This is a genomic window from Rhodococcus sp. NPDC006774 (genome assembly GCF_040636045.1).
Taxonomy (GTDB): domain Bacteria; phylum Actinomycetota; class Actinomycetes; order Mycobacteriales; family Mycobacteriaceae; genus Rhodococcoides.
Genome location: NZ_JBEYIW010000022.1, coordinates 12129 through 31185, shown reverse-complemented (window position 1 = coordinate 31185; position 19057 = coordinate 12129). Strand labels below are relative to the sequence as shown.

20 protein-coding genes are annotated in these 19057 nt (G+C 65.5%); 8 read left to right on the top strand and 12 right to left on the bottom strand.

The features are described 5' to 3' along the window. Positions 1-32 precede the first annotated feature (32 nt). Positions 33-494 carry a hypothetical protein gene (locus ABZ677_RS23525; RefSeq protein WP_037190657.1) on the bottom strand — a complete coding sequence of 154 codons (462 nt, stop codon included), beginning with the start codon at positions 492-494 and terminating at the stop codon, positions 33-35. Between the two features lie 119 nt (positions 495-613). On the opposite strand from ABZ677_RS23525, the gene ABZ677_RS23520 reads away from it, so the two are divergent. Further along, positions 614-811, top strand: coding sequence for a CsbD family protein (locus ABZ677_RS23520; RefSeq protein WP_027496220.1), 198 nt, complete (start codon positions 614-616; stop codon positions 809-811). 82 nt (positions 812-893) lie between these two features. Here the strand turns inward: ABZ677_RS23520 and ABZ677_RS23515 are convergent, their stop codons facing one another. Then, the gene (locus ABZ677_RS23515; RefSeq protein WP_358373796.1) at positions 894-1622 is read right to left on the bottom strand and encodes an EAL domain-containing protein; all 729 of its coding nucleotides are present in this window, start codon (positions 1620-1622) and stop codon (positions 894-896) included. Beyond that, positions 1619-2872: a helix-turn-helix domain-containing protein gene (locus ABZ677_RS23510; protein ID WP_358373795.1), complete on the bottom strand. Its 1254-nt coding sequence runs from the start codon at positions 2870-2872 to the stop codon at positions 1619-1621. Before ABZ677_RS23510 ends, ABZ677_RS23515 begins: the two co-directional genes overlap by 4 nt. A gap of 352 nt (positions 2873-3224) precedes the next feature. On the opposite strand from ABZ677_RS23510, the gene ABZ677_RS23505 reads away from it, so the two are divergent. Then, a complete protein-coding gene (locus ABZ677_RS23505) occupies positions 3225-4412 on the top strand; it encodes an alpha/beta fold hydrolase (RefSeq protein ID WP_358373793.1) in 1188 nt (395 codons plus the stop codon). A gap of 42 nt (positions 4413-4454) precedes the next feature. Here the strand turns inward: ABZ677_RS23505 and ABZ677_RS23500 are convergent, their stop codons facing one another. The 5 genes from ABZ677_RS23500 to ABZ677_RS23480 are packed head-to-tail and all read right to left on the bottom strand — an operon-like array spanning position 4455 to position 9525. Next, on the bottom strand, positions 4455-5477 hold the full coding sequence (locus ABZ677_RS23500) for an LLM class flavin-dependent oxidoreductase (RefSeq protein ID WP_358373791.1): 1023 nt from the start codon (positions 5475-5477) through the stop codon (positions 4455-4457). A 34-nt stretch (positions 5478-5511) separates the two neighbouring features. Next, positions 5512-6342: a galactosyltransferase-related protein gene (locus tag ABZ677_RS23495; protein ID WP_358373788.1), complete on the bottom strand. Its 831-nt coding sequence runs from the start codon at positions 6340-6342 to the stop codon at positions 5512-5514. Continuing rightward, positions 6339-7343: a glycosyltransferase gene (locus ABZ677_RS23490; protein WP_094633603.1), complete on the bottom strand. Its 1005-nt coding sequence runs from the start codon at positions 7341-7343 to the stop codon at positions 6339-6341. The genes ABZ677_RS23495 and ABZ677_RS23490 overlap by 4 nt, the downstream gene beginning before the upstream one ends. Further along, a complete protein-coding gene (locus ABZ677_RS23485; protein WP_037190648.1) occupies positions 7340-8449 on the bottom strand; it encodes a glycosyltransferase in 1110 nt (369 codons plus the stop codon). Before ABZ677_RS23485 ends, ABZ677_RS23490 begins: the two co-directional genes overlap by 4 nt. Beyond that, positions 8446-9525: a glycosyltransferase family 1 protein gene (locus ABZ677_RS23480; protein ID WP_358373784.1), complete on the bottom strand. Its 1080-nt coding sequence runs from the start codon at positions 9523-9525 to the stop codon at positions 8446-8448. The genes ABZ677_RS23485 and ABZ677_RS23480 overlap by 4 nt, the downstream gene beginning before the upstream one ends. Positions 9526-9693: 168 nt before the next feature. On the opposite strand from ABZ677_RS23480, the gene ABZ677_RS23475 reads away from it, so the two are divergent. From ABZ677_RS23475 to ABZ677_RS23460, 4 genes are all read left to right on the top strand, one after another. Then, positions 9694-10632, top strand: a complete 939-nt coding sequence (locus ABZ677_RS23475) for a WcbI family polysaccharide biosynthesis putative acetyltransferase (protein WP_358373781.1) — start codon at positions 9694-9696, stop codon at positions 10630-10632. Then, positions 10629-12950, top strand: coding sequence for a glycosyltransferase (locus ABZ677_RS23470; RefSeq protein ID WP_358373778.1), 2322 nt, complete (start codon positions 10629-10631; stop codon positions 12948-12950). The genes ABZ677_RS23475 and ABZ677_RS23470 overlap by 4 nt, the downstream gene beginning before the upstream one ends. A gap of 85 nt (positions 12951-13035) precedes the next feature. Next, positions 13036-13266, top strand: coding sequence for a hypothetical protein (locus ABZ677_RS23465; protein ID WP_230596266.1), 231 nt, complete (start codon positions 13036-13038; stop codon positions 13264-13266). A gap of 25 nt (positions 13267-13291) precedes the next feature. Continuing rightward, on the top strand, positions 13292-14116 hold the full coding sequence (locus tag ABZ677_RS23460; RefSeq protein ID WP_094739576.1) for a CDP-alcohol phosphatidyltransferase family protein: 825 nt from the start codon (positions 13292-13294) through the stop codon (positions 14114-14116). Here ABZ677_RS23460 and ABZ677_RS23455 read toward each other — a convergent pair. Both ABZ677_RS23455 and ABZ677_RS23450 read right to left on the bottom strand, forming a co-directional pair. Continuing rightward, positions 14064-14900: a YihY/virulence factor BrkB family protein gene (locus ABZ677_RS23455; RefSeq protein WP_037190646.1), complete on the bottom strand. Its 837-nt coding sequence runs from the start codon at positions 14898-14900 to the stop codon at positions 14064-14066. The genes ABZ677_RS23460 and ABZ677_RS23455 overlap by 53 nt on opposite strands. 50 nt (positions 14901-14950) lie before the next feature. Further along, complete coding sequence (locus tag ABZ677_RS23450; protein ID WP_037190645.1) at positions 14951-15343, bottom strand: OsmC family protein; 393 nt, start codon at positions 15341-15343, stop codon at positions 14951-14953. 213 nt (positions 15344-15556) lie between these two features. Between ABZ677_RS23450 and ABZ677_RS23445 the strand changes: the two genes are divergently transcribed. Then, positions 15557-16510 carry a ferritin-like domain-containing protein gene (locus ABZ677_RS23445; RefSeq protein ID WP_358373773.1) on the top strand — a complete coding sequence of 318 codons (954 nt, stop codon included), beginning with the start codon at positions 15557-15559 and terminating at the stop codon, positions 16508-16510. An 80-nt stretch (positions 16511-16590) separates the two neighbouring features. On the opposite strand, the gene ABZ677_RS23440 is transcribed toward ABZ677_RS23445, so the two are convergent. Beyond that, a complete protein-coding gene (locus ABZ677_RS23440; protein WP_358373770.1) occupies positions 16591-17772 on the bottom strand; it encodes a zinc-dependent alcohol dehydrogenase in 1182 nt (393 codons plus the stop codon). Positions 17773-17896: 124 nt separating this feature from the next. On the opposite strand from ABZ677_RS23440, the gene ABZ677_RS23435 reads away from it, so the two are divergent. Continuing rightward, positions 17897-18904, top strand: coding sequence for an iron-containing redox enzyme family protein (locus ABZ677_RS23435; RefSeq protein WP_358373767.1), 1008 nt, complete (start codon positions 17897-17899; stop codon positions 18902-18904). Here the strand turns inward: ABZ677_RS23435 and ABZ677_RS23430 are convergent. Next, positions 18886-19050, bottom strand: coding sequence for a CDGSH iron-sulfur domain-containing protein (locus ABZ677_RS23430; protein ID WP_082323658.1), 165 nt, complete (start codon positions 19048-19050; stop codon positions 18886-18888). The genes ABZ677_RS23435 and ABZ677_RS23430 overlap by 19 nt on opposite strands. Positions 19051-19057 lie beyond the last annotated feature (7 nt).

Sequence of the window (19057 nt, the reverse complement as noted above, 5' to 3'; positions counted from 1 at the left end):
GGCGGGGTCGGTGCTTTGTCGTGAACCGGCGGTCAGTCGGCCGGCCTCGCTTCGTGCCCGCTGCGGCCGTGGGTTCGACGCTTTTCCTTCATCTCGGCCTCGAAGACGTGGCGACGTCCGTCGAGCAACTCGTCCCGGACGGCCCTCTCGTGTTCGCGCAACGGACTCCAGTACCCGTCGTCGAATTCTTCGACGAGCTGGAACGTCCAACGCCCCGGTGCGATGTTTCGACCGATCATGTCGTCGTCGATTCGCTGCGCGATCGCGTCGTGATCTGCATCGGCAAGTGCCTCGACGGCCTCGCCCAGCAGCAGGTCGGAATGTCCCATCAGTTGGTGGAACGAGTAGAGATGCCCCCGGGCCCGCTCCACGCACTCGAGCGCCTCGGACATCTTTCCCACTGCGGCCACGGTCGCGTCGTCCACGCCGCTCGGGCGCCGATGTTCGGCCGATGGGGTCTCGTGTGACGGCTGTGCACCGATCTCTGTATCCATTGGCGAGGACTACCCCGATCACCCCGGCACTACCCGCGCGCGCTTCGATGATTACTGCGGGCTGTCACGGGTATAGCTCCTCGTGAACGGATAGAACAATCGATTTCGAGGAGTTCACCATGGCTGATTTCATCGACAAGGCAAAGCACAAGGCAGAAGAGCTCGTGGGCGAAGCCAAGGAAAAGATCGGCCACAAGACCGACAACGACGACCTTGCTGCCGAAGGCGCAAAGGATCAGGCGTCGGGCAAGACCAAGCAGGTCGGCGACGACGTCTCGGACGCCGCAGGCAACATCAAGGACAAGTTCACGAACTGATCGTCTCGATCGGTCGTACCGAAACCCCGCACCAAGGCCGAGGCCGTGAAGGTGCGGGGTTTCCTCGTCCCTTGGCCACTCGTCAGATCGGCGGATTCGGCAGCGGCATCGGACGGCCGAACAGCCAGCCCTGACCGAGGGTTGCTCCCAGCGACACGGCTCGACGTAGATGCCCAGGGGTTTCGATTCCTTCGGCCAGCAGAACGGCATCACTCGACCGAACATAGGCCCGCACCTGTCGCACCGCGGCACGTGAGCGATACGGGGACCGGACGATCGACGCGTCCAGTTTGACGATGTCCGGCGCGACCGAGTCCAACAGTTCCAACGTTGCAGGTGTGGCACCGACATCGTCCATGGCCACCGACATGCCGCGAGCGCGGGCTCCTCGAACCAGGGTCATCAACAACGGGACGTTTCGGTCGAGGTCTCGCTCGGTGATCTCGAGGACGACGTCGAGGTCGTCGCCGATCGCATCGAGGTGGACATCGACGTCGCGTTCGTCGACGAAACAGCCCGGCTCGATGTTGAGAAAGAAGCGCACCCGACGCGAGTACGCGCGCTCGCGCGCCGCGCGGAGTGCAGCGGCGCGGCACGCGACATCGACGCGACCCACCATCCCGCGCTCTCGCGCCAGCGCGAACACGTCCTCGGGTACGGCCAGACTAGGAGACGGCCACCTGGCCAGAGCCTCGTATCCGACGACTGCCCCGGTGGCCAGTTCTACGACGGGCTGAAACAGAGCCGCCACGGACTCCACCTGATCGAGCGCCGCCGACGCTGCGAGCACCGCGCCGTCCGGCGCGGTCACAGTGATCGCTCGTCCACCGGGCGGCGGGCTTCGAGGCGGTCTGCGATCAGAGCAGCGTGCAGCCTTCGCAGACCGGACGGCTTCATCGGATCGAGTCCGGTGAGCTGCTCCACCCTCTTCAAGCGGTAGTCGACGGTGTTGGGATGCACCGTCAGCCAGGTGGCCGTCTTCTTTCGGTTGGAGTCCGAGTCGACGAACGCTTGCAGAGTCGGCAACAGGTCGACCGAATCGCGCAGCGGATCTATCAGTGTCACAAGATGTCTGCGACCCAGACCCGGCCTGCTCACCTGGTACTCGAACACGAGATCCGAAATCCGGTACGTCCCGGGTGCGTACCGGAGGCGACGCACGAGACTCAGCAGTTCGTACAGGTGGGGCGAGGTCGTGGCGATGTCGTCGATCGCGGCCGACCCGGTCGTCGCGGTCACCGGCACCTGGCCCGCTTCGGCCAGACGATCGACCAGTTCGCCGATGTCGACACCGGGGACGTCGGGCAGCAGGACGGTACCGCCGGTGGGACCGATGGACGCGATGGGCGCGCAGGTCGCGTCGAACGTGGCCAGCGCAGTGTGGATTCTTCGTAGCTTTCGAGCCGCCATCATCGCGGCGTCGATCCGTCGGCCACCTTCGTCGACGTGGGTCGGAAAGTGCAGGGCGACAACGTGATAGTCCTCGGCGAGCAGCGTACCCATCCGGTCGGCGATCTTGCGGGCCGTGCCGTCACCGGTGAGCAACGCGTCGAGCAGTTCCACGTCGTGACGGGGACCGTTCTGAGTCAGCGTCCTGAATTCGGCCAGGTAGGCGTCGGCCACGGCTGCGGTGACGACATCCAACAGCTCCATGATCAGGACGGTTCCGTCGACGAGCCGATCGTCGGCACCCTCGTCGACCGCGCGCGGTGCCTGTCGCACAGCCAGTGCGCAGCCCTCGTTGATCGCATGTTGAATACGGCCGAGCGGTACGCCGTCACGCGCCCACCGGGTTGCTGCGTCGCGAAAGACGTCCATCGCACCGGGTATCGGCAGCCGACCGGACTCGAGGACTCCGATCGCCAGCTCGCAGCAGGTCGTCGTCATGTCGTCGAGCTCACCGCGGGCGCACTCGCGCGGCGGTGGTGTGGCCTCGGGTTCGCCGAAGTGCTGATCCAGCATGCGTGCGGCCGTCTCTCGCGGCGTCCGCAGACGATCGGACGCCCGTCGCCCACTGACGAACTCCTCCTGCGACACCTGCACGCTCCCTGCTGCCGTCACCGAAGACCCCACCCCTCGAACTCGAAACCTGCTTCAGGTTTGTTTCCCCGCCCCACCGGCATCGTTCGACGATCGCTCGGCCCCGACCTCGCGTGACTGCATCCGTATCGACCGACGCCGAGCGGGATGCGGACACACGAACAGTAGAACAAAAATCAAACCTGCGGATTGTTTCGACGATTATATCCGGCAGTCCATCTTGAATCGGGACATCAGCTCACTTGTGACGTTCTCTCACATATGAGACATCGGTTGCGGGCGGATTCCAAACGCCTGGCAGGAGAGCGCAATCGACCGAAATCCGCGTTTACTGTTCCGCCTTGTCCAACAACCTCGTCGAAAGTCAGGCTCCATGACCACTTCTCGGACCACCTTCCGCACGACGCGGAAGGCAACGACGGTGCGCGCTGCAATGATCGCGGCAATGGCGTGCTCACTCACCCTCGGTGCCGGTGTTGCAGCACAGGCACAGCCCGCCACCACACCCGCTCCGCCCGCCACCGTGCAGGGCGACACAGTTGTTCCGCCCGGTCCGACCGAGGCATCGCCCAAGGCAGCCGACCAGGGCATCGCCCAGCCGAACATCGAATCCGCCGCTCCCGCGACGATCACCTACGACCCCCGGACCGAGACCAAGGGCTACGGACCGGAACAGAAGAACTTCCTGGCCGGATTCCTCTACAGCCTCGTCAACCCCGACGTCGCGCCTCAGGGTTCGAACGACTGGAACTGCAAGCCGTCCGCAGCCCACCCGCGCCCGGTCGTGCTACTGCACGGCACCTGGGAGAACGCGTACAACAACTTCGCTCGTATGTCGCCTGCCCTGAAGAAGGAGGGCTACTGCATCTTCGCGCTGAACTACGGAGACGGCGACGCCAGCGTCGTCGGCAACCTACCGTCGCTGCGCGGCACCGCGTCCGTGGCGTCGAGCGCCAAGGAGATCGCCACCTACGTCGATGCAGTACGTACTGCCACCGGTTCCGCACAGGTCGACATCGTCGGCCATTCGCAGGGTGGACTCGTCACCCGTCAGTACCTGCGTTTCGAGGGCGGTGCCAACCCGGCCGACCCGACGAAGAACAAGGTGAACACCGTCGTCAGCGTCGCCGGATCGAACCACGGAACGACCCTCGTCGGAATCGGCACCCTGGGCCGCACGATCAACAACATCGGCCTCAACGTGCTCGGCGTCGTCGGGGCCATCGCCGGACCCGCAGCCTCGGATCAGGTCATCGACTCGGACTTGGTCAAGGGATTGGCAGTCGGCGGTGACACCGACCCCGGCATCAAGTACACCGTGATCGGCACCAAGTACGACGAGGTCGTCACCCCGTACAAGACGACGTTCCTCACCGCAGGCCCCGGCGCCACGGTCAACAACATCACCCTGCAGGACGGCTGCGGAATCGACCTGTCCGACCACCTGTCGATCTCGGTCTCGCCTCGCGCGATCGGCATCGTGAAGAATGCACTGGATCCGAAGGGCTTCCCCACGAAGTCGATCCCGTGTGCATTCAACTCACCGATCACCGGCGGCTAGTTCACCTCGGTGAGGGCGATCGGCCATCGACGCCGGTCGCCCTCACTGCTGCGCGGGCACCCATCCGAGCAGGGGCCCGAGCGTGTGTGCCATGTCGGTCAGGATCTGTATGTAGTCCTCGTGGTCGAAGCTGAACGGCAATGCGAACGCCACCTCGTCCACCTCACGAAACGACCTGTCGGCGTACAGCTTCTCGGCGATCCTGTCCGAAGTCCCGACGAGGTCGGGCGCGAACAACATCCGAGCCGGACCCTGCGGCTCGAGCGTGCGCGCGAATCGCCCACGCGCGTACTCCTCGTACTTGGCCGTTTGCGAAGGACTCGCACTGTCGGTCGGAATCACCACCAAACCCTGCGAGACCCTCGCATCGCCCCCGGCCGGGTGGAACTCCCGAAAGCGCCGAATGTGCGAGAGCTGGATGTCGTCGAAATCGGTCGACTCCTCTGCGCGCACCACACTGCTGACCAGAAGATTCATCTCGTTCTGACCGGCCCACTGCGCCGACCGCAGGCTCGCTCCCCCGTACCACATTCGACTGCGCAGACCGGGTGAAAACGGCTGCACGCGAGCGGAATACGACTCGATGCCCTCCGTCCCCGACCACGCCGACGCCGGCTCTCCGGCAACGAACCCGAGCAGCCTCGATACCCGTTCGTACCCGAAATCCTCGCTATCGGCGGTGTCGGGATAAAGCGAATGTTTGACCCGCTCGAACTGCATCGGTTGTCCCACACTGACTCCGGGATTGATCCGCCCACCGGACAACACGTCGACGGTCGCCAGATCTTCGGCGAGCCGCAGGGGGTTCTCCCAACCCAGCGGTGTCACCGCCGTACCGAGCGCTATCCGGTCGGTACGCTGCGATGCCGCAGCCATGACTGCGATGGGTGAGGAAATTCCGAACTGCAGGTGACGATGCCGAAGCCACGCGCTGTCGAAGCCCAACTGCTCACCGAGTTCGATGATGTTCAGCGTCGATTCGTGGCCGCGTGCCGGATCGGACTCGTCGAACAGCCCGATCGTGAGAAATCCGAGCGAACGCAACGGACGAGAAGGCGTAGGCACGTCGAGACTCCATTCGGCCGAATTTCGACCCAGCCTAAACGAATCGGTCGGCCGTGCGGCGAATCCCGGAGCCGTCGAACTCGACGAGGCCGCGAGCGGCGAAGGCGTCGAGCCAGCCGATCATCGGCCACCGACCCCATCGATCGAAGAACGTGCGCGCATTGGCGACGATGTCGTCGAGATGTTCCACCGGAGGATCGGAGACCGGATGGAACTGGTGGTAGGCGTGCGCCCCGCCGACCCACCGCAACCCCATGCCCGACGCCTCCGCGCTGGCCGCGAAATCGGTGTCCTCACCGCCGTAGCCGGTGTAGTCCTCGCAGAAGCCGCCGAGTTCGGTCCAGGTCGCTGCCCCGACCGCGAAGGACAGCGACCAGAACAGATCGAAGTTGTCTCCGTGCTCGACGGCGTCGACCGGCGGGTTCGGCCGCGCCGGATGCGGCGCGGTCAGCGACGTCAGAGCCTCGCCCTCGACACCGATGTCCTTCTCTTTCAGGTAGGTCACCGGACCGCAGAGCAGGGATCGTTCGTTGCCTGGCAGCGTTGCCGCCCGGCGGTATCGCCCGATCATGTCGGGGCCAGGAATGCAGTCCACGTCCAGGAACACCAACAGTTCTCCGCCCCGTTCGAGGGCTGCGGCCGCGCCCCGATTGCGGGCGCGAGCCAGCGGGAGCGGACTCTGCGCGGGCATGTCGATACACGTCGCCGCCGAACCCGATCGAGCGAGCACGTCGACGATCGTGTGGTCGCCCATCGAGACGACGACGTGCTCCACCTGCTCTTCCGTCGATGTGCCCAGACCGCGCATCTGAGCGGCCAGGTGCTCGTGTCGACCGGACACCACGGTGACGACGACGGTCTTCACTGTCGCACCGTTCGAGGTGCGGCCAACTCGATCGCCCTGGCGGCACGGGCGGGCGCTCCCTCGGTACGCAACGCGGACCACCCTCGGCCACCGATCTCGCGGGCGCGATTCGCCGTGGCGTGCCACCGAGCGACGGAGGGCCACGAGTCGAGAACTTCGGCGAACGGTCCGCGCGCCAGTGCCGCGGCGGTGGCCGACTGCTCGCCGAAGGGCCGAGCCTGCGGCACCACGATGGCGGGCGCGCCCGAGGCGGCGACGTCGGCAACAGCGTTCTGGCCGGCGTGCGTGACGACGAGTGCTGCCGAACACAACACCGGCCACACGTCGTCCACCCAGTCGCCGCCTGCGACGCCGAGTGCGCGAAACTCGAAGCGGGCGTCCACTGCCGACCACGAGTCCACCAGGTCTCGGGTCAGCGCCGTGCCACCGGCGGCACCGAGAACCACCACCGTCGGATCGGCGTGTGCTCCGACGCGCTCACGTTCGGCGAACCGGCTGATCGAGCCTGCATAGGTGGTCTTCTCGGCGAAGGGGCGCAGCCAGGCCGGGTCGTAGACCTCGCGGGACCACGGCGCGACGATGCGGGTCGCTGCCCGATAGGCGAGATTGTGGATCGGATCGTCCCGCTCTCCCGGAATTGCCATCACGATCACGCGAACGCCCATGAGCCGCAGGAACATCGCGACCTCCACCGATACGTCGACCACCACTGCCCGCGGCCGCTCGCGCGCCACCCAGTCCGCGATGATCGCCATCCGCTCGGTCAGACCGTCCACGCCGTGAGGAGCCCAGTGCAGCACTCCGCCTGCCGAACTATCTTGTGCCACAGCGTCCGTGGAGTCGTCCACATCGAGTGGTAACGAGAGCCATTCGGCCGCCGCATGCCCCGGAGGTCGAGTTCTCGAGGACAGCACGGTCACCGGTTCCGACATCGAGCGTGCGATGGCGTCGGATCGGGTGATGTGACCGACCCCGTGATGATGCGCGTAGTAGCCGATCATGCGATCGCGAGTCGTTCGTCGACGGAGTCGGCGGACGCGGCCAGTGTCGAGTGGTAGAGCGCCTCGTACTCGTCCACCATCCGATCCATCGAGCACACCTTCTCCGCCCGCGCCCGGACGTCGGACCTCTTCAGCGCTGCCGCCGCGGGGATCGCTGCGGCGAGGCCGTGAACGTCGTCGGCCGCCACCAGAACTCCCGACAAGCCATCGACGATCTCCGGTATGCCGCCTCTGGCGAACGCGGCGACCGGAGTGCCACAGGCCAGTGCTTCGGCCACCACCAGGCCGTACGGTTCGGACCAGACCGGCGAGACCAGCGCGACCTCGGCACCCGCCACCAATGCCGCCAGGGCGGGCTGATCGAGGTGCCCGACGTACTGGATGTTCTCGTCGAGCATCGGCTCGACGCACTCGTGGAAGTACTCGAGATTGCTCAGCGGGCCGGCGATACGCAGCGAGCGGCCCGCTTCCTTCGCAGCCGCAATGGCCAGGTGCAACCCCTTCTCCGGGACCACCCGACCCGACCACACCACGTAGTCACCGCCGGTGCCGAACGGCCAGTCCGCCAACGAGATTCCGTTGCGAATGACGACGGTTCCGTCGGTGACATCGGCCCACTGCGAGGCAGCGAACTCGCTGACCGCGGCAAATGTGTTGGCACGGGGAGGGGCCAACGCAACTGCAGACTCCAGCCACGCGAACGGAGGTGTGTGCAGTGTCGTCACCATCGGTACCGACAGCGTCGCCGACATCGCCAGCGGAAGGTAGTGCAGGCTGTGGTTGTGCACGATGTCGAAGGACCGAGACAGCGTCCCGGCGAGTTCCAACATGACCGCCAGGTACGCGTGATGCTCGCGGATCGCGGTGGGAGTGATCGAAACGTCGGCGACGGAGATCGGCGTCAGATCCAGCGTTCGGACCGGCAACAGCGTCGCGTCGAGGTCGACGCTCGATCCGTCTGCAGCGAACAGACTCACCTGATGTCCACGCTCGGCGAGCGCGCGCACCAGGTTGTAGACGTGTGCCTCCAGACCGCCTGCGAATGGCTGGGCCACCGGAAAACTCGACGACGCCAGCACCGCAATGCGAAGTGGGCTCTCGTTCAACGCATCTCCTTTGTCACTGCTGAATAGATCGCTGCATGAGTTGCGGCGATTCGTTGTCGTTGCTCCGCGCGAACGTCGGAATCGACTGCCGGCGTTCGATCGGCGTGCGATGCCCGCACGGCAGCAACGAGGGTGTCGGGATCGAACGAATCGATTCCCATTCGGAAACTGTGCACCTGGGCCTGATCTGCATAGAAGCCGCAGTCGGACGCGACAACGGAGGTACCGAGATCGCGGCAGGCCTCGAGCCAGCCCGAGTGTGTGCCGAATCGGTACGGCAGCACCGAGACGTCGATCGAGGACAGATAGTCCCACAGCGCATCGTCGTCGAAACGTCGGTGCACTCGCACGTCGACATCGGGAAAACTCGTGTAGTCGAGCAACTTTGCGCCGACCGTCGGGCTGTACCAATGGCTGGAGGACTCGAACACGGCCTCGTCGATGTCCAACCGGACGGTGGCGTCGGGCAGAGATCGAGCGGCCTCGACCACCGCATCCATCACAGCCAACGGATCCATGTTGGACCGCAGGTTCTTGGCGTGTACGCCGATGACGAACGAGTCCGACGCCGCGCGCGGTAGAGCCATCCGCTCGAGCGGCACGACGTGCGGATGGTCGACCACCGTTGCCTCGACGCCCCACCGCTCGCGAATCCAGGCAGCGGCTCCCGCGGTGAGGGTGATGACGGCGGCGGCGGCGCGAACCAGTACGTCCAACTGTCGCAGGTGATCGGCGTTGTCGGCGAAATGGGGATTGTGCAGGTCGTGGACGGTCAGAACCAACGGCTGACGGTGGGCGCGCAGATGGTCGACCGTACGGGTGAGCTCGTCCGGCGCGAAGGACTCGAACCCGAAATGCACGTGCAGAACATCGAAGTGCACGTCCGTCTGCTCGGCGAGCCACTGAGCATCGAGCAGTCGTGGGGGCCACCACTGGCCGGGTACGTCGACTCGGGCGGGGGCCGGATCGGGCAGCACGACCACCGACGTGTCGCCGGACTGCGCGGCGTCGCCGACGACGGGCTGCAGGTGCCGGACATAGGCGTGCGAGGACGGAACCGATGCGACGCGAATCATGAATTCCTTCGGGTACGAGCAGGCGGATCGTGCCTGGTCCCGACACGCGATACGTTGCCAGTACCCAGTTGCACCCGGATTCAATCGGGGTTGGCGAAGCCCGTTCACCGGGTCTACGTTGACGAGAGAATGGTCCAACACGAACGAGCACACGACGTCGGGGCAAGCATGGACGGTCGCACCCGCCACTACGGCGACTTCTACGAACTGGCGGACAACCCGGGTCTCCGCGCCCAGGACGACAGACCGCTTCTGCTCGTCTGGGGAAATTGCCAGGCCGAGGCGCTGCGTATCCTCCTCGCTTCCGATCCGGCCATGCCGCTGCGCACGGTGCGCATCCCTCCTGTGCACGAGCTGGAATCCTCGGACCTGCCCCACGTCGACCGCCTCGTGCGTCAGGCGTCGGTGCTGCTCACCCAGCCGGTACGAGCCGGCTATCGGTCACTGCCGCTGGGGGTGCCCGACCTCACGGAAGCACTCGCACCCGACGCCACCGTCGTCCGGTGGCCGGTGCTCAGATACGCGGGGCTGCACCCCTTCCAAGTCATCGTTCGACACCCGAGCGACCCCGCTGCGGTCCCGAACATGGTGCCGTACCACGACTTACGGACGATTCTCGCCGCCCGTCGCGGCCTCGGCGGCGACGAGGACTGGGATCGATCGGTCTCGGACGACGGTCTGCGACAGGCAGCCGAGGCGAGCCTCGACGAGTTGCGGCGACGCGAACGCCGGGACACCGATATCGTCGCCTCCGATCTGTTCGGAGGTGCCGGGAGCAACGCCACCCACACGATCAACCATGCGACCAATGTGGTGCTCTGTGCCCTCGCCCAACGGATACTCGATCAGTTGGATACCGGCAGCACGGTCCGGGATCCGGGACGCGAGTTGCTCGGAGGTGTTCGCGCGCCAGTCGAGAGACGCGTGCTGAATGCACTTGGCCTGCAGGGTGATTCCCGGCCGAATTGGTCGGTGGAAGGCGATCCTCTGTCGCCGGATTCCGTTCACCGCGCTCACCTGCAGTGGTACGCAGATCGTCCCGAATTCGTCGGTGCGGCGCTCGAACGGCACGCGGAGCTGATCCGAACACTGGAGCTGACACCGTGACCGGCACGGTACATCATCTGGTGATGGGGCCGAACGAGCACGGTGTCGTCCGCTGCGCACGCGAATTGGCTTCCGCAACAGCGAGTCCGGTGGTGTCGGATCTCGAGCATCCTCCGCTCGACACTCCCCTCCACGTGCACTTCACCGACCGGCTGTTCGGCCGAACTGCAGGGGAGGCAGCGGATGCTTTCGTCGCCTTCGCGCAGCGGCACCGTGCACCGATCACCGTCACGGTGCACGATGTTCCGCAGGCATCCGACGGCCACGCGTTCGAGGCGCGGAAGGACTGCTATCGACGGGTAGCACACTGCGCCTCGGCCGTCGTCGTCTCCAGCATGCACGAGCGGCTGCTGCTCGAGGACGTCCTGGATCGTCGGCACGACGTTCGGGTGATCCCGCTCCCGATCGGACGCGCGGCGGCGCGGACCGAGGACCGCGTCGCCCCGCGAAGAATCGTCGGAATACTCGGATTCGTCTATCCGGGCAAGGGGCACGAGGAGGTACTCGATGCCATGACGTCGCTGGACACCGATGTCGACGTTCTCTCGATCGGGTCGGCGTCACCGGGCCACGAATCGATGATCGGCGAACTCGGTCGTGCTGCAGAGCAACTCGGGCGATCGTTCACCTCCACCGGTTTCGTTCCCGATGTCGCGCTGAACGAGCTCCTGCGGTCGGTTGCGATTCCCGTCGCATTCCACCGACACGTATCGGCATCGGGTTCGATCAATTCCTGGATCGCGGCAGGCCGTCGGCCACTCGTCCCGCGCGGTCGATACGTGGAGGAAATGGAGGCCAACTCCCCCGGCGCGCTGTGGATTCACGAGAATTCGGTCGAGTCTCTCGCCGCTGCGATGGCAGAGGCTCTGCTCCATCCCGACAGGACATGGCAGCAGCACGACGTGGTCACCTACCCCACGCTCGAGCAGGCCGCCGCGCTGTACCGCGGATTGTTCGACGAACGATGTGCGACAACGGCGACGGAGCTACCCGACGGCCGGTGGGTGGTACCGAGCAATCGGTGGGATCTCGCCGAGCCCGTCGATCGGGATCCGCGAGTGTCCGTGGTGATCCCGTACTTTCGCCAGCAGCGTCAGCTGGAGTTCGTACTCACTGCGCTCACACTGCAGAGCTACTCGGCCTCCCTGCTACAGGTGATCGTGGCCGACGACGGGTCCCCCGAAGCACCGGACGTCGATGCCTTTCGGCCCGCTCTCGACATCACCGTCGTTCGACAGGAGGATCTCGGCTTTCGCGCAGCGGCTGCGCGCAATCTCGGCGCATCGGTCGCCGACGGGGAGATCCTGTGTTTTCTGGACGCGGACACCGTCCCCGAACCCGGGTACATCGCGGAATCGGTACGGCTGACAGGGGCCCTTCCCGATGCCCTCACCGTGGGTCGGCGACGCCACGCCGATCTGACGGGCTGGTCCGCCGAGGACGTGGCCGGATGGTTCGGCGGCGGATCGTCCGGGCCGCCGGAGTTGTCCGAGCCTGCGTGGCTTCGGGACGGGTATTCCCACTCGCGAAACCTGCTCGACGCCGATCGACGTTCGTACCGGTACATCATCAGCGCCGTCATGTCGTGCAGCCGTCAGCTGTTCTCCGAGATCGGTGGATTCGACGAGACATTCGTCGGATACGGCGGAGAGGACTGGGATTTCGCACATCGCGCGTACGACGCAGGCGCCGTCCTCGCGCACCTGCCCCGAGCGGTCGCCTGGCACGACGGACCCGAATGGGCCGAGCGGACGGGCGGGGATCGCGAACGCAAGAATCTCGAAGCCCTGATGCTGTCCTCGCGCATCACCGACCCGGCCGCTCGCACGCACGGGCTCGTCTACGCCGTGCCCGAGATCGTCGTGATCGTCGATTCCGCCGGACACAGTTCGGCTTCGCTGCTCGCCACCGTCGGTTCCGTTCTGCGCGAGCGAGATTGCGCGGTGTGGATGGACGGTCCGGACGCGGCGACGTTGCGAGAGCCGTGGGGCGACGTCGACCCACGCATTCATCTCGGTCGCCCTGCCGACACCGGTCGCAGCCACGTCGTCGTGCACGTGCGCGGACTCGTGTTGTTCGGTGATCACGCTCTGCGCCGAATGCTGGCAACCGGCGCCGATCGCATGACCGTGGACGTCGGCGGCAGCGGTGTCGTCGAGTGTCGCAGTTCGCGTTCGAGTGCGCGTGCGGCGCGGTGGGCCGATGCGCTCGGTCGCGATCCGCTCGACGTGGCCGGAGAGCTCTTCGGGCACATGCACCGCACGGCCGTCGAATTCGGGATCTCGACCGGCGAACATCAACCGAATCTGTCCTGGTGATGGCGAATACGGTGTGGTGGCCACTGATGGAAGAATGGGAGTCCGCGCTCGTCGGGGACGACGTAACAGCAAGGTCGGGTGGACAATGAACAGAACGCTGTATTCGATGATCTGGATGATGGCGATCATCGCCTTGGTTGCATTGATCTGGGGCACAGTCGGATACGTGTATGCCGACGAACATCCGCTGCGCCGAGCGGCGTTCGTCGGTGGCGGAGTGTTGATCTCGGGATGGCTGCTCGTGTTCGCTGCCGTCGGCATCAAGATCTCGCGACTGAAAGCACGCAGGAGAGCGAGCAACTCCGAAGACGACTGAGGACTCGGCCGGGGACTCGGCCGGGGTGCGGATTGAGAACGCTGTGGGCGGGTACTCCGCCTCGAAGTCTCGACGCGCACACGCCGGTCACCCGCTCGTCGAGTTCCTCTCAGTCAGTGCCGAGCAAGGGTCCTCGATGGTCAATCAGCGCAGTACGTCGAAGCAGCAGCGTATTCCGGCACGGCCGGCGACTCGCGAGGAGTATCTGTCGACGTGGTCGACGCTGCACAACCACATCGATCCATCCTCGTCCGCGCTGGTCTCGGGTTGGCTCCGTGTCGTCTACTCGTTGAGCGCGCCGCTGGTGCGCGCGTCCGTCTCCGCTCACGCCGTCACCCTCACCGCCGTCGTCGTGGCAGGAGCGGCAGTGGCTCTGTCGCGACCCGGCACCTCGGCACCACTGATCGCAGCTGTACTGATCGTGATCTCCGGCCTGCTCGACGGTATCGACGGCGGAGTCGCGATGATCGGCCGTTCCCAATCCCAATGGGGGTACCTGCTCGACACCGTCGCCGATCGCTGCAGCGACCTGCTGCTACTGGCCAGCGGTCTTGCTCTCGGAGCCCCGATGCCGCTCGTCGTCGCGGTGGGCGTGACGACGTTGCTGCACGAGATGGCCCGTGCCCGCGCAGTGGGTTCCGGCATCGAGGATGTCGGCTTCCTGACGGTGTGGGAGCGTCCCTCGCGGGTGATAGCGGCTGCGGTCACGGCGACTGTCGCCGGTGCCGCCCCGGCTGCTGCCGGAACATCGGCGACCATCGGAATGTCGGTGACGTGCGCACTCGCGGTCGTCGGGTTCACCCAGTTGATGTTCGGGTTGCATCGTCGAGCCGATCGAACTCGGCAGTGACCAGCCAGCCGGCGAGAGCCAGCACATGGAACACGAACATCCACAACATGATTGCCACCCCGCCGCCGATAGCGGTGAGGCCTCCGAACGGCGCACCCAGGTCCACCGGAATCGCCAGGAACAAGATGAATCCGTGTACGAATCCGGTGACGATGGACGAGGTGACGAGTGATCCGACGATCAACGCCCGCCAGCCCACCGCGCGAGGCGCGATCACGCGATAGGTCCACGCCAACGGGACCGACAGGATCAACCACAGGCAGTTGAAGCCGAGGAACACGCGCAGCGTCATGGCACCGATTCCGCCGCCCCCGGTCAATGCGTCGAGCAACCGCGCAACGCAGAGGACGCCGGCCAGTAGGACCGGTGCCGCGGCGAAGAACGGCACCATCGCAAGCCGGCCGCGCCAACCGGTGAACGATTCTCGAGTCGGTGCGAACCGCACGATCGCCCGTCGCAGACCCTCACCGTAGAACGTCGCGGGAAATATGGCGATCAGGACGCCGATCGGTCCGAGTTCGACTCCGGCCGTAGCCAATCCATCCACTGCCGCGCGCGCACCGAGGGCGTCGGGCAGCAACGCCGACATGGCGTCGAATCCGCCACGGACCCAGTCCGCCGACACCAACAGGGTGCAGGCGCGGATGGTGAGAAGCAGCAGCGGCACCACGGCGATGACGGCGTAGAAGGTGAGTCCGCCCGCGATCAAGGTGGTGTCCTCGCGGGCGAATCCAGCTTTGATCGCGCCGACTCCCCGCGCTGCCCGGGTGCGTATCGAGGTCATCACGCGGTCATCTCGCGCGGGCACCGAAGTACACGCCGACCGTCACGGCCTCATTCAAGGGTGATGTCCACTCCGTCGATGACCTTGAGAAACGGGCAGATCGACTTTGCCTGCGCCAACACTGCTTCGGCGTCGTCGGTGCCCGGGAGAGAAACCGCGAGGGCGAACCTCGCGTCGTAACCGGATGCGTCGGAGTCGGTGAGTACGACGGTGCCCTTCACCGCAAGATCGTCGACGCTGCCTCCGACGGTTCCGAGGGCGATACGCAGAGATTCGACCAGGCAGCTCGACAGTGCGGCGGCCATCAGCTGCTCGGGGTTGGTGCACTGCCCCGGCCCACCGAGTTGCTCGGGTTCGCGCACACCGAGCGAGAGGACGCCGTCGTCGGAGGTGACTCCCGTTGCGGTGGCAGAGACAGTTGCTGTGTACAGCGCGGTGTTCATCGATGTCGGATGTCCAGTCGGCAGCCGATCGAAACCGCCGGAGCAGGCGGGCGCGAGACAAGACCGAAGGGTACGTGTCGATGTTCACATATCGCACACATCAGTTTGACCGAACCTACTCACGGGTAACGCTGCTGTCAGGGCCGAGCATCACGCTGTGACCCACAGGCATCGGCCAGAGAAAATCGACCACCCGACCGAAAGGGGAGCACCATGAGCACATCCACGTTGGTCGCGCAGTTGCGCATCGCACTGCAGCTGACGAACACCGAAATCCAGATCGCGGAAACTCGCGTCGTTCAGGCGCGCACCGAGGCGGTACGCAGGGAGCTGACTCAGAACGCCGCGAACGGACGCGAGCGCGCAGCAGCCATCGAGGAAGCCCTTCGCGGACTCGGCGGACTGCCCGAACTCGTCGCACCGTTCCTGGGCCGCACACTCGCTGCCGTCAAGACGGTCGCGGAGCAGGCACAGCCGTTCGACGAGGCCCTGCTGGGCGATCTCGCACTGGAGCAGCAGCTCCTGGGCCGCGCCAAGTACATCAAGGCACTGGCCACGGCAGCCGACGAGCCCACCGTCGTCGCACTGGCGTCTCGGCTGGTCACGGCGCACAGCGCAACGGTGGAGTGGCTCGAGACCGTGCTCGCGGAAGACGCCCTCGGCGGACCCGCAGCGTTGCGTCGTACTCCGTTCCAGGCCGCCGCAGGCACCGCGGTCAAGATCGTCAACGCACCGGCAACCTGGTCGGCTCGCGGACTCGACCGCGCATTGGACGCAGCTCGCGCCACCCCGGACCGCCTCGCAGCGCTTCTGGGCCGCGGCGCTCACGCCGGTGACGTGGCTGTCAAGACTCTGACGGCAAGTCGCGACGCGGCACTCGAGGCAGCCGAGGACGTCACCCGCAGCGAGGGAGTCGATTCGGTCGCCGACGCGATCCACACCGCACGGTCGGCCGGCGGAACCCTGGACGCCGACGAGTTGCCGATCGCGGACTACGACGAGCTGAACGTTTCGGACGCCGTCGCCGCCATCAAGGACCTCACGAACCCGGCCGACGTTCGCACCGTCGTGACGTACGAAGAGGCACACAAGAACCGCCACGGAGTCGTGTCCGCAGGACAGACGCGCGTGGCAGCAATCGCCAAGGATGTCATCTCCGTCGACTGACGACGATCGACCGATCCTTCTGCGAATACCGATGCGGCCCGTGAACTTCCGGGCCGCATCGCTGTACTCGAAGCACTCGACTAGGGCTTCAGCAAGACCTTGATCGCTCCGTCCTGCTTCTTCTGGAAGATCTCGTATGCATGCGGAGCTTCCTCGATCGAAAGCTCGTGTGTGGCGAACGAATCGACACCGAGAGGATCGTCGTCACCGAGCAACGGCAAGATGTCGTCGACCCACTTCTTGACGTTCGCCTGCCCCATGCGGAGCTGAATCTGCTTGTCGAACATGGTCATCAGCGGCAGCGGATCGGCCATACCTCCGTACACCCCGATGATCGAGATGGTTCCGCCGCGGCGGACGATATCGATCGCCGAGTACAACGCGCCGAGCCGATCGACACCGGCCTTCTGCATCATCGGCGCGGCGACCGCGTCCGGGAGCATTCCGACGATCTGCTGCGCGAGTTTGCCGACCGGAGATCCGTGCGCCTCCATGCCCACCGCATCGATGACCGAGTCCGTGCCCCGACCGTCGGTCATCTCGCGAATGACGTCGCCGACGCCACCGCTGTGCTCGGCCAGGTTCACCGTCTCGATTCCCCGTGCCTCGGCGCGGGCGAGTCGCTCGGGAACGAGGTCGACGGCGATCACTCGCGCACCCTTGTACTGTGCGATGCGTGCTGCCATGTCTCCGATGGGCCCGAGACCGAGAACCGTCACCGATCCTCCGTCGGGAATTGCCGCGTATTCGACGGACTGCCATGCGGTCGGCAACACATCGGAGAGGTAGACGAATCGCGAATCCGGCGGACCCTCCGGCACTTTGATGTGGGTGAACTGTGCCTGCGGGACGCGGAGATACTCGGCCTGACCGCCGGGAACCTGCCCGTAGAGCTTGGAGAAGCCGAACAGTGCTGCGCCCATTCCCTGCTCACGAACCTGGGTGGTCTCGCACTGGGTGTACAGGCTCGAATTGCACATGTAGCAATGCCCACAGGAAATCTGGAACGGAATGACCACTCGGTCTCCGACTGCCAGATCGCCTGTCTGCGAACCGACTTCCTCGACGATGCCCATCGGCTCGTGGCCGAGGATGTCACCTTCGTCCATGAAGGCACCGAGTGTTTCGTACAGATGCAGGTCCGAACCGCAAATGTTGGTGGTCGTGATCTTCACGATCGCGTCCGTCGGCAGTTCAATCCGCGGATCGGGAACGGTGTCCACGCTGACTTTCCTCTTGCCTTGCCAGGTCACTGCGCGCATGTGGTCCTTCCGATGGAACGACTCCGAAGTTCGATGTCGTGCACTGCGCATTGCCTGTTGTGACAGGTGACAAACCCAGACGCCGTGAGTGGTTGGTACCGCCCCGCAGCGGGTAGCCACCACTATGACCGCGCTGTTCTCAGTCGACCCGTCCACCGCTCGCTCTCCCGCACTGCCCACCCCCTGTGGGCCGATCTCCGAGGCCATCACCCGATGCCTGACCGCGGGTGAGCCGAACGGGACTGCGATCGCGCCGGCACCGACCGAGGTCGATCCCACGTCACGAGACGTGCAACTGTCACTCCTTATCTGCTACGAGCTGCACTACCGCGGGTTCGAGGGTGTCGCAGACGCCTGGGAATGGGACCCCGAACTCCTTCGACTCCGAGCCGCGCTCGAATCCGCCTTCCTGACGTACGTACGGGAGAACGTGGAACCCGGCACGGACCCGGTTGCGGAGATGGATGCGCTGTCCGTCGAGGCGACCTCGGGAACCGGTCCGTCATGGTTCCTGCGCGACGAGGGGACATGGGAGCAGATGTGCGAGTACTTCGTGCACCGGTCCGTCTACCACCTCAAGGAAGCCGATCCGCATGCCTGGGCCATCCCCCGATTGACGGGTCAGACCAAGGCGTCGTACGTGGCAGTCGAATTCGACGAGTACGGCGGCGGCAAGGGCGACCGACTGCACCAGCATCTGTGGGCCGAATCGATGGTGGCCGCAAACCTCGATGCGTCGTACCTCGGCTACGTCGATCGCGTTCCGGCGCAGACACTGGCCTGGGTCAATCTCATGTCGTTGTTCGGTTTGCACCGGGGTCTGCGCGGTGCCACGGTCGGCCACCTCGCCGCGACCGAGATCACCTCGTCGCCCGGCTCGCAGCGCTATGTCGAGGGGCTGCGGAGGCTCGACGCCCCCGCGGCATGCATTGCGTTCTACGCCGAGCACGTCGAGGCCGACGCCGTGCACGAGCAGGTGCTACGTCACGACGTGGTCGGAAGTCTTCTGCGCCACGAGCCCGAACTCGCGGAAGACGTGGTGTTCGGAATGCGTGCATTGGATTTCGTCGAGAACGAACTCGCCGACCACGTGATGAGGCGATGGTCTGCCGGTCAGTCCTCGTTGGACTGAGAGGGTCGCCTCTTCGCTCGGTGGCTCGTGTCGCACAGTGGATAGTTCTTGCTGCGCCGACACGTGCACACCGCGACGACGAAGCGATCGGACTCCACTCGCGTACCGTCGTCGAGTTCGATATTCACCGGTCCGTCGATCAGCATCGGTCCG

Bases quoted from the DNA above. Each gene is read 5' to 3' on its own strand.
- ABZ677_RS23525 (WP_037190657.1), bottom strand. From the start codon at position 494: ATGGATACAGAGATCGGTGCACAGCCGTCACACGAGACCCCATCGGCC.
- ABZ677_RS23520 (WP_027496220.1), top strand. From the start codon at position 614: ATGGCTGATTTCATCGACAAGGCAAAGCACAAGGCAGAAGAGCTCGTG.
- ABZ677_RS23505 (WP_358373793.1), top strand. From the start codon at position 3,225: ATGACCACTTCTCGGACCACCTTCCGCACGACGCGGAAGGCAACGACG.
- ABZ677_RS23490 (WP_094633603.1), bottom strand. From the start codon at position 7,343: ATGATCGGCTACTACGCGCATCATCACGGGGTCGGTCACATCACCCGA.
- ABZ677_RS23480 (WP_358373784.1), bottom strand. From the start codon at position 9,525: ATGATTCGCGTCGCATCGGTTCCGTCCTCGCACGCCTATGTCCGGCAC.
- ABZ677_RS23475 (WP_358373781.1), top strand. From the start codon at position 9,694: ATGGACGGTCGCACCCGCCACTACGGCGACTTCTACGAACTGGCGGAC.
- ABZ677_RS23465 (WP_230596266.1), top strand. From the start codon at position 13,036: ATGAACAGAACGCTGTATTCGATGATCTGGATGATGGCGATCATCGCC.
- ABZ677_RS23455 (WP_037190646.1), bottom strand. From the start codon at position 14,900: ATGACCTCGATACGCACCCGGGCAGCGCGGGGAGTCGGCGCGATCAAA.
- ABZ677_RS23450 (WP_037190645.1), bottom strand. From the start codon at position 15,343: ATGAACACCGCGCTGTACACAGCAACTGTCTCTGCCACCGCAACGGGA.
- ABZ677_RS23445 (WP_358373773.1), top strand. From the start codon at position 15,557: ATGAGCACATCCACGTTGGTCGCGCAGTTGCGCATCGCACTGCAGCTG.
- ABZ677_RS23440 (WP_358373770.1), bottom strand. From the start codon at position 17,772: ATGCGCGCAGTGACCTGGCAAGGCAAGAGGAAAGTCAGCGTGGACACC.
- ABZ677_RS23435 (WP_358373767.1), top strand. From the start codon at position 17,897: ATGACCGCGCTGTTCTCAGTCGACCCGTCCACCGCTCGCTCTCCCGCA.
- ABZ677_RS23430 (WP_082323658.1), bottom strand. From the start codon at position 19,050: ATGCTGATCGACGGACCGGTGAATATCGAACTCGACGACGGTACGCGA.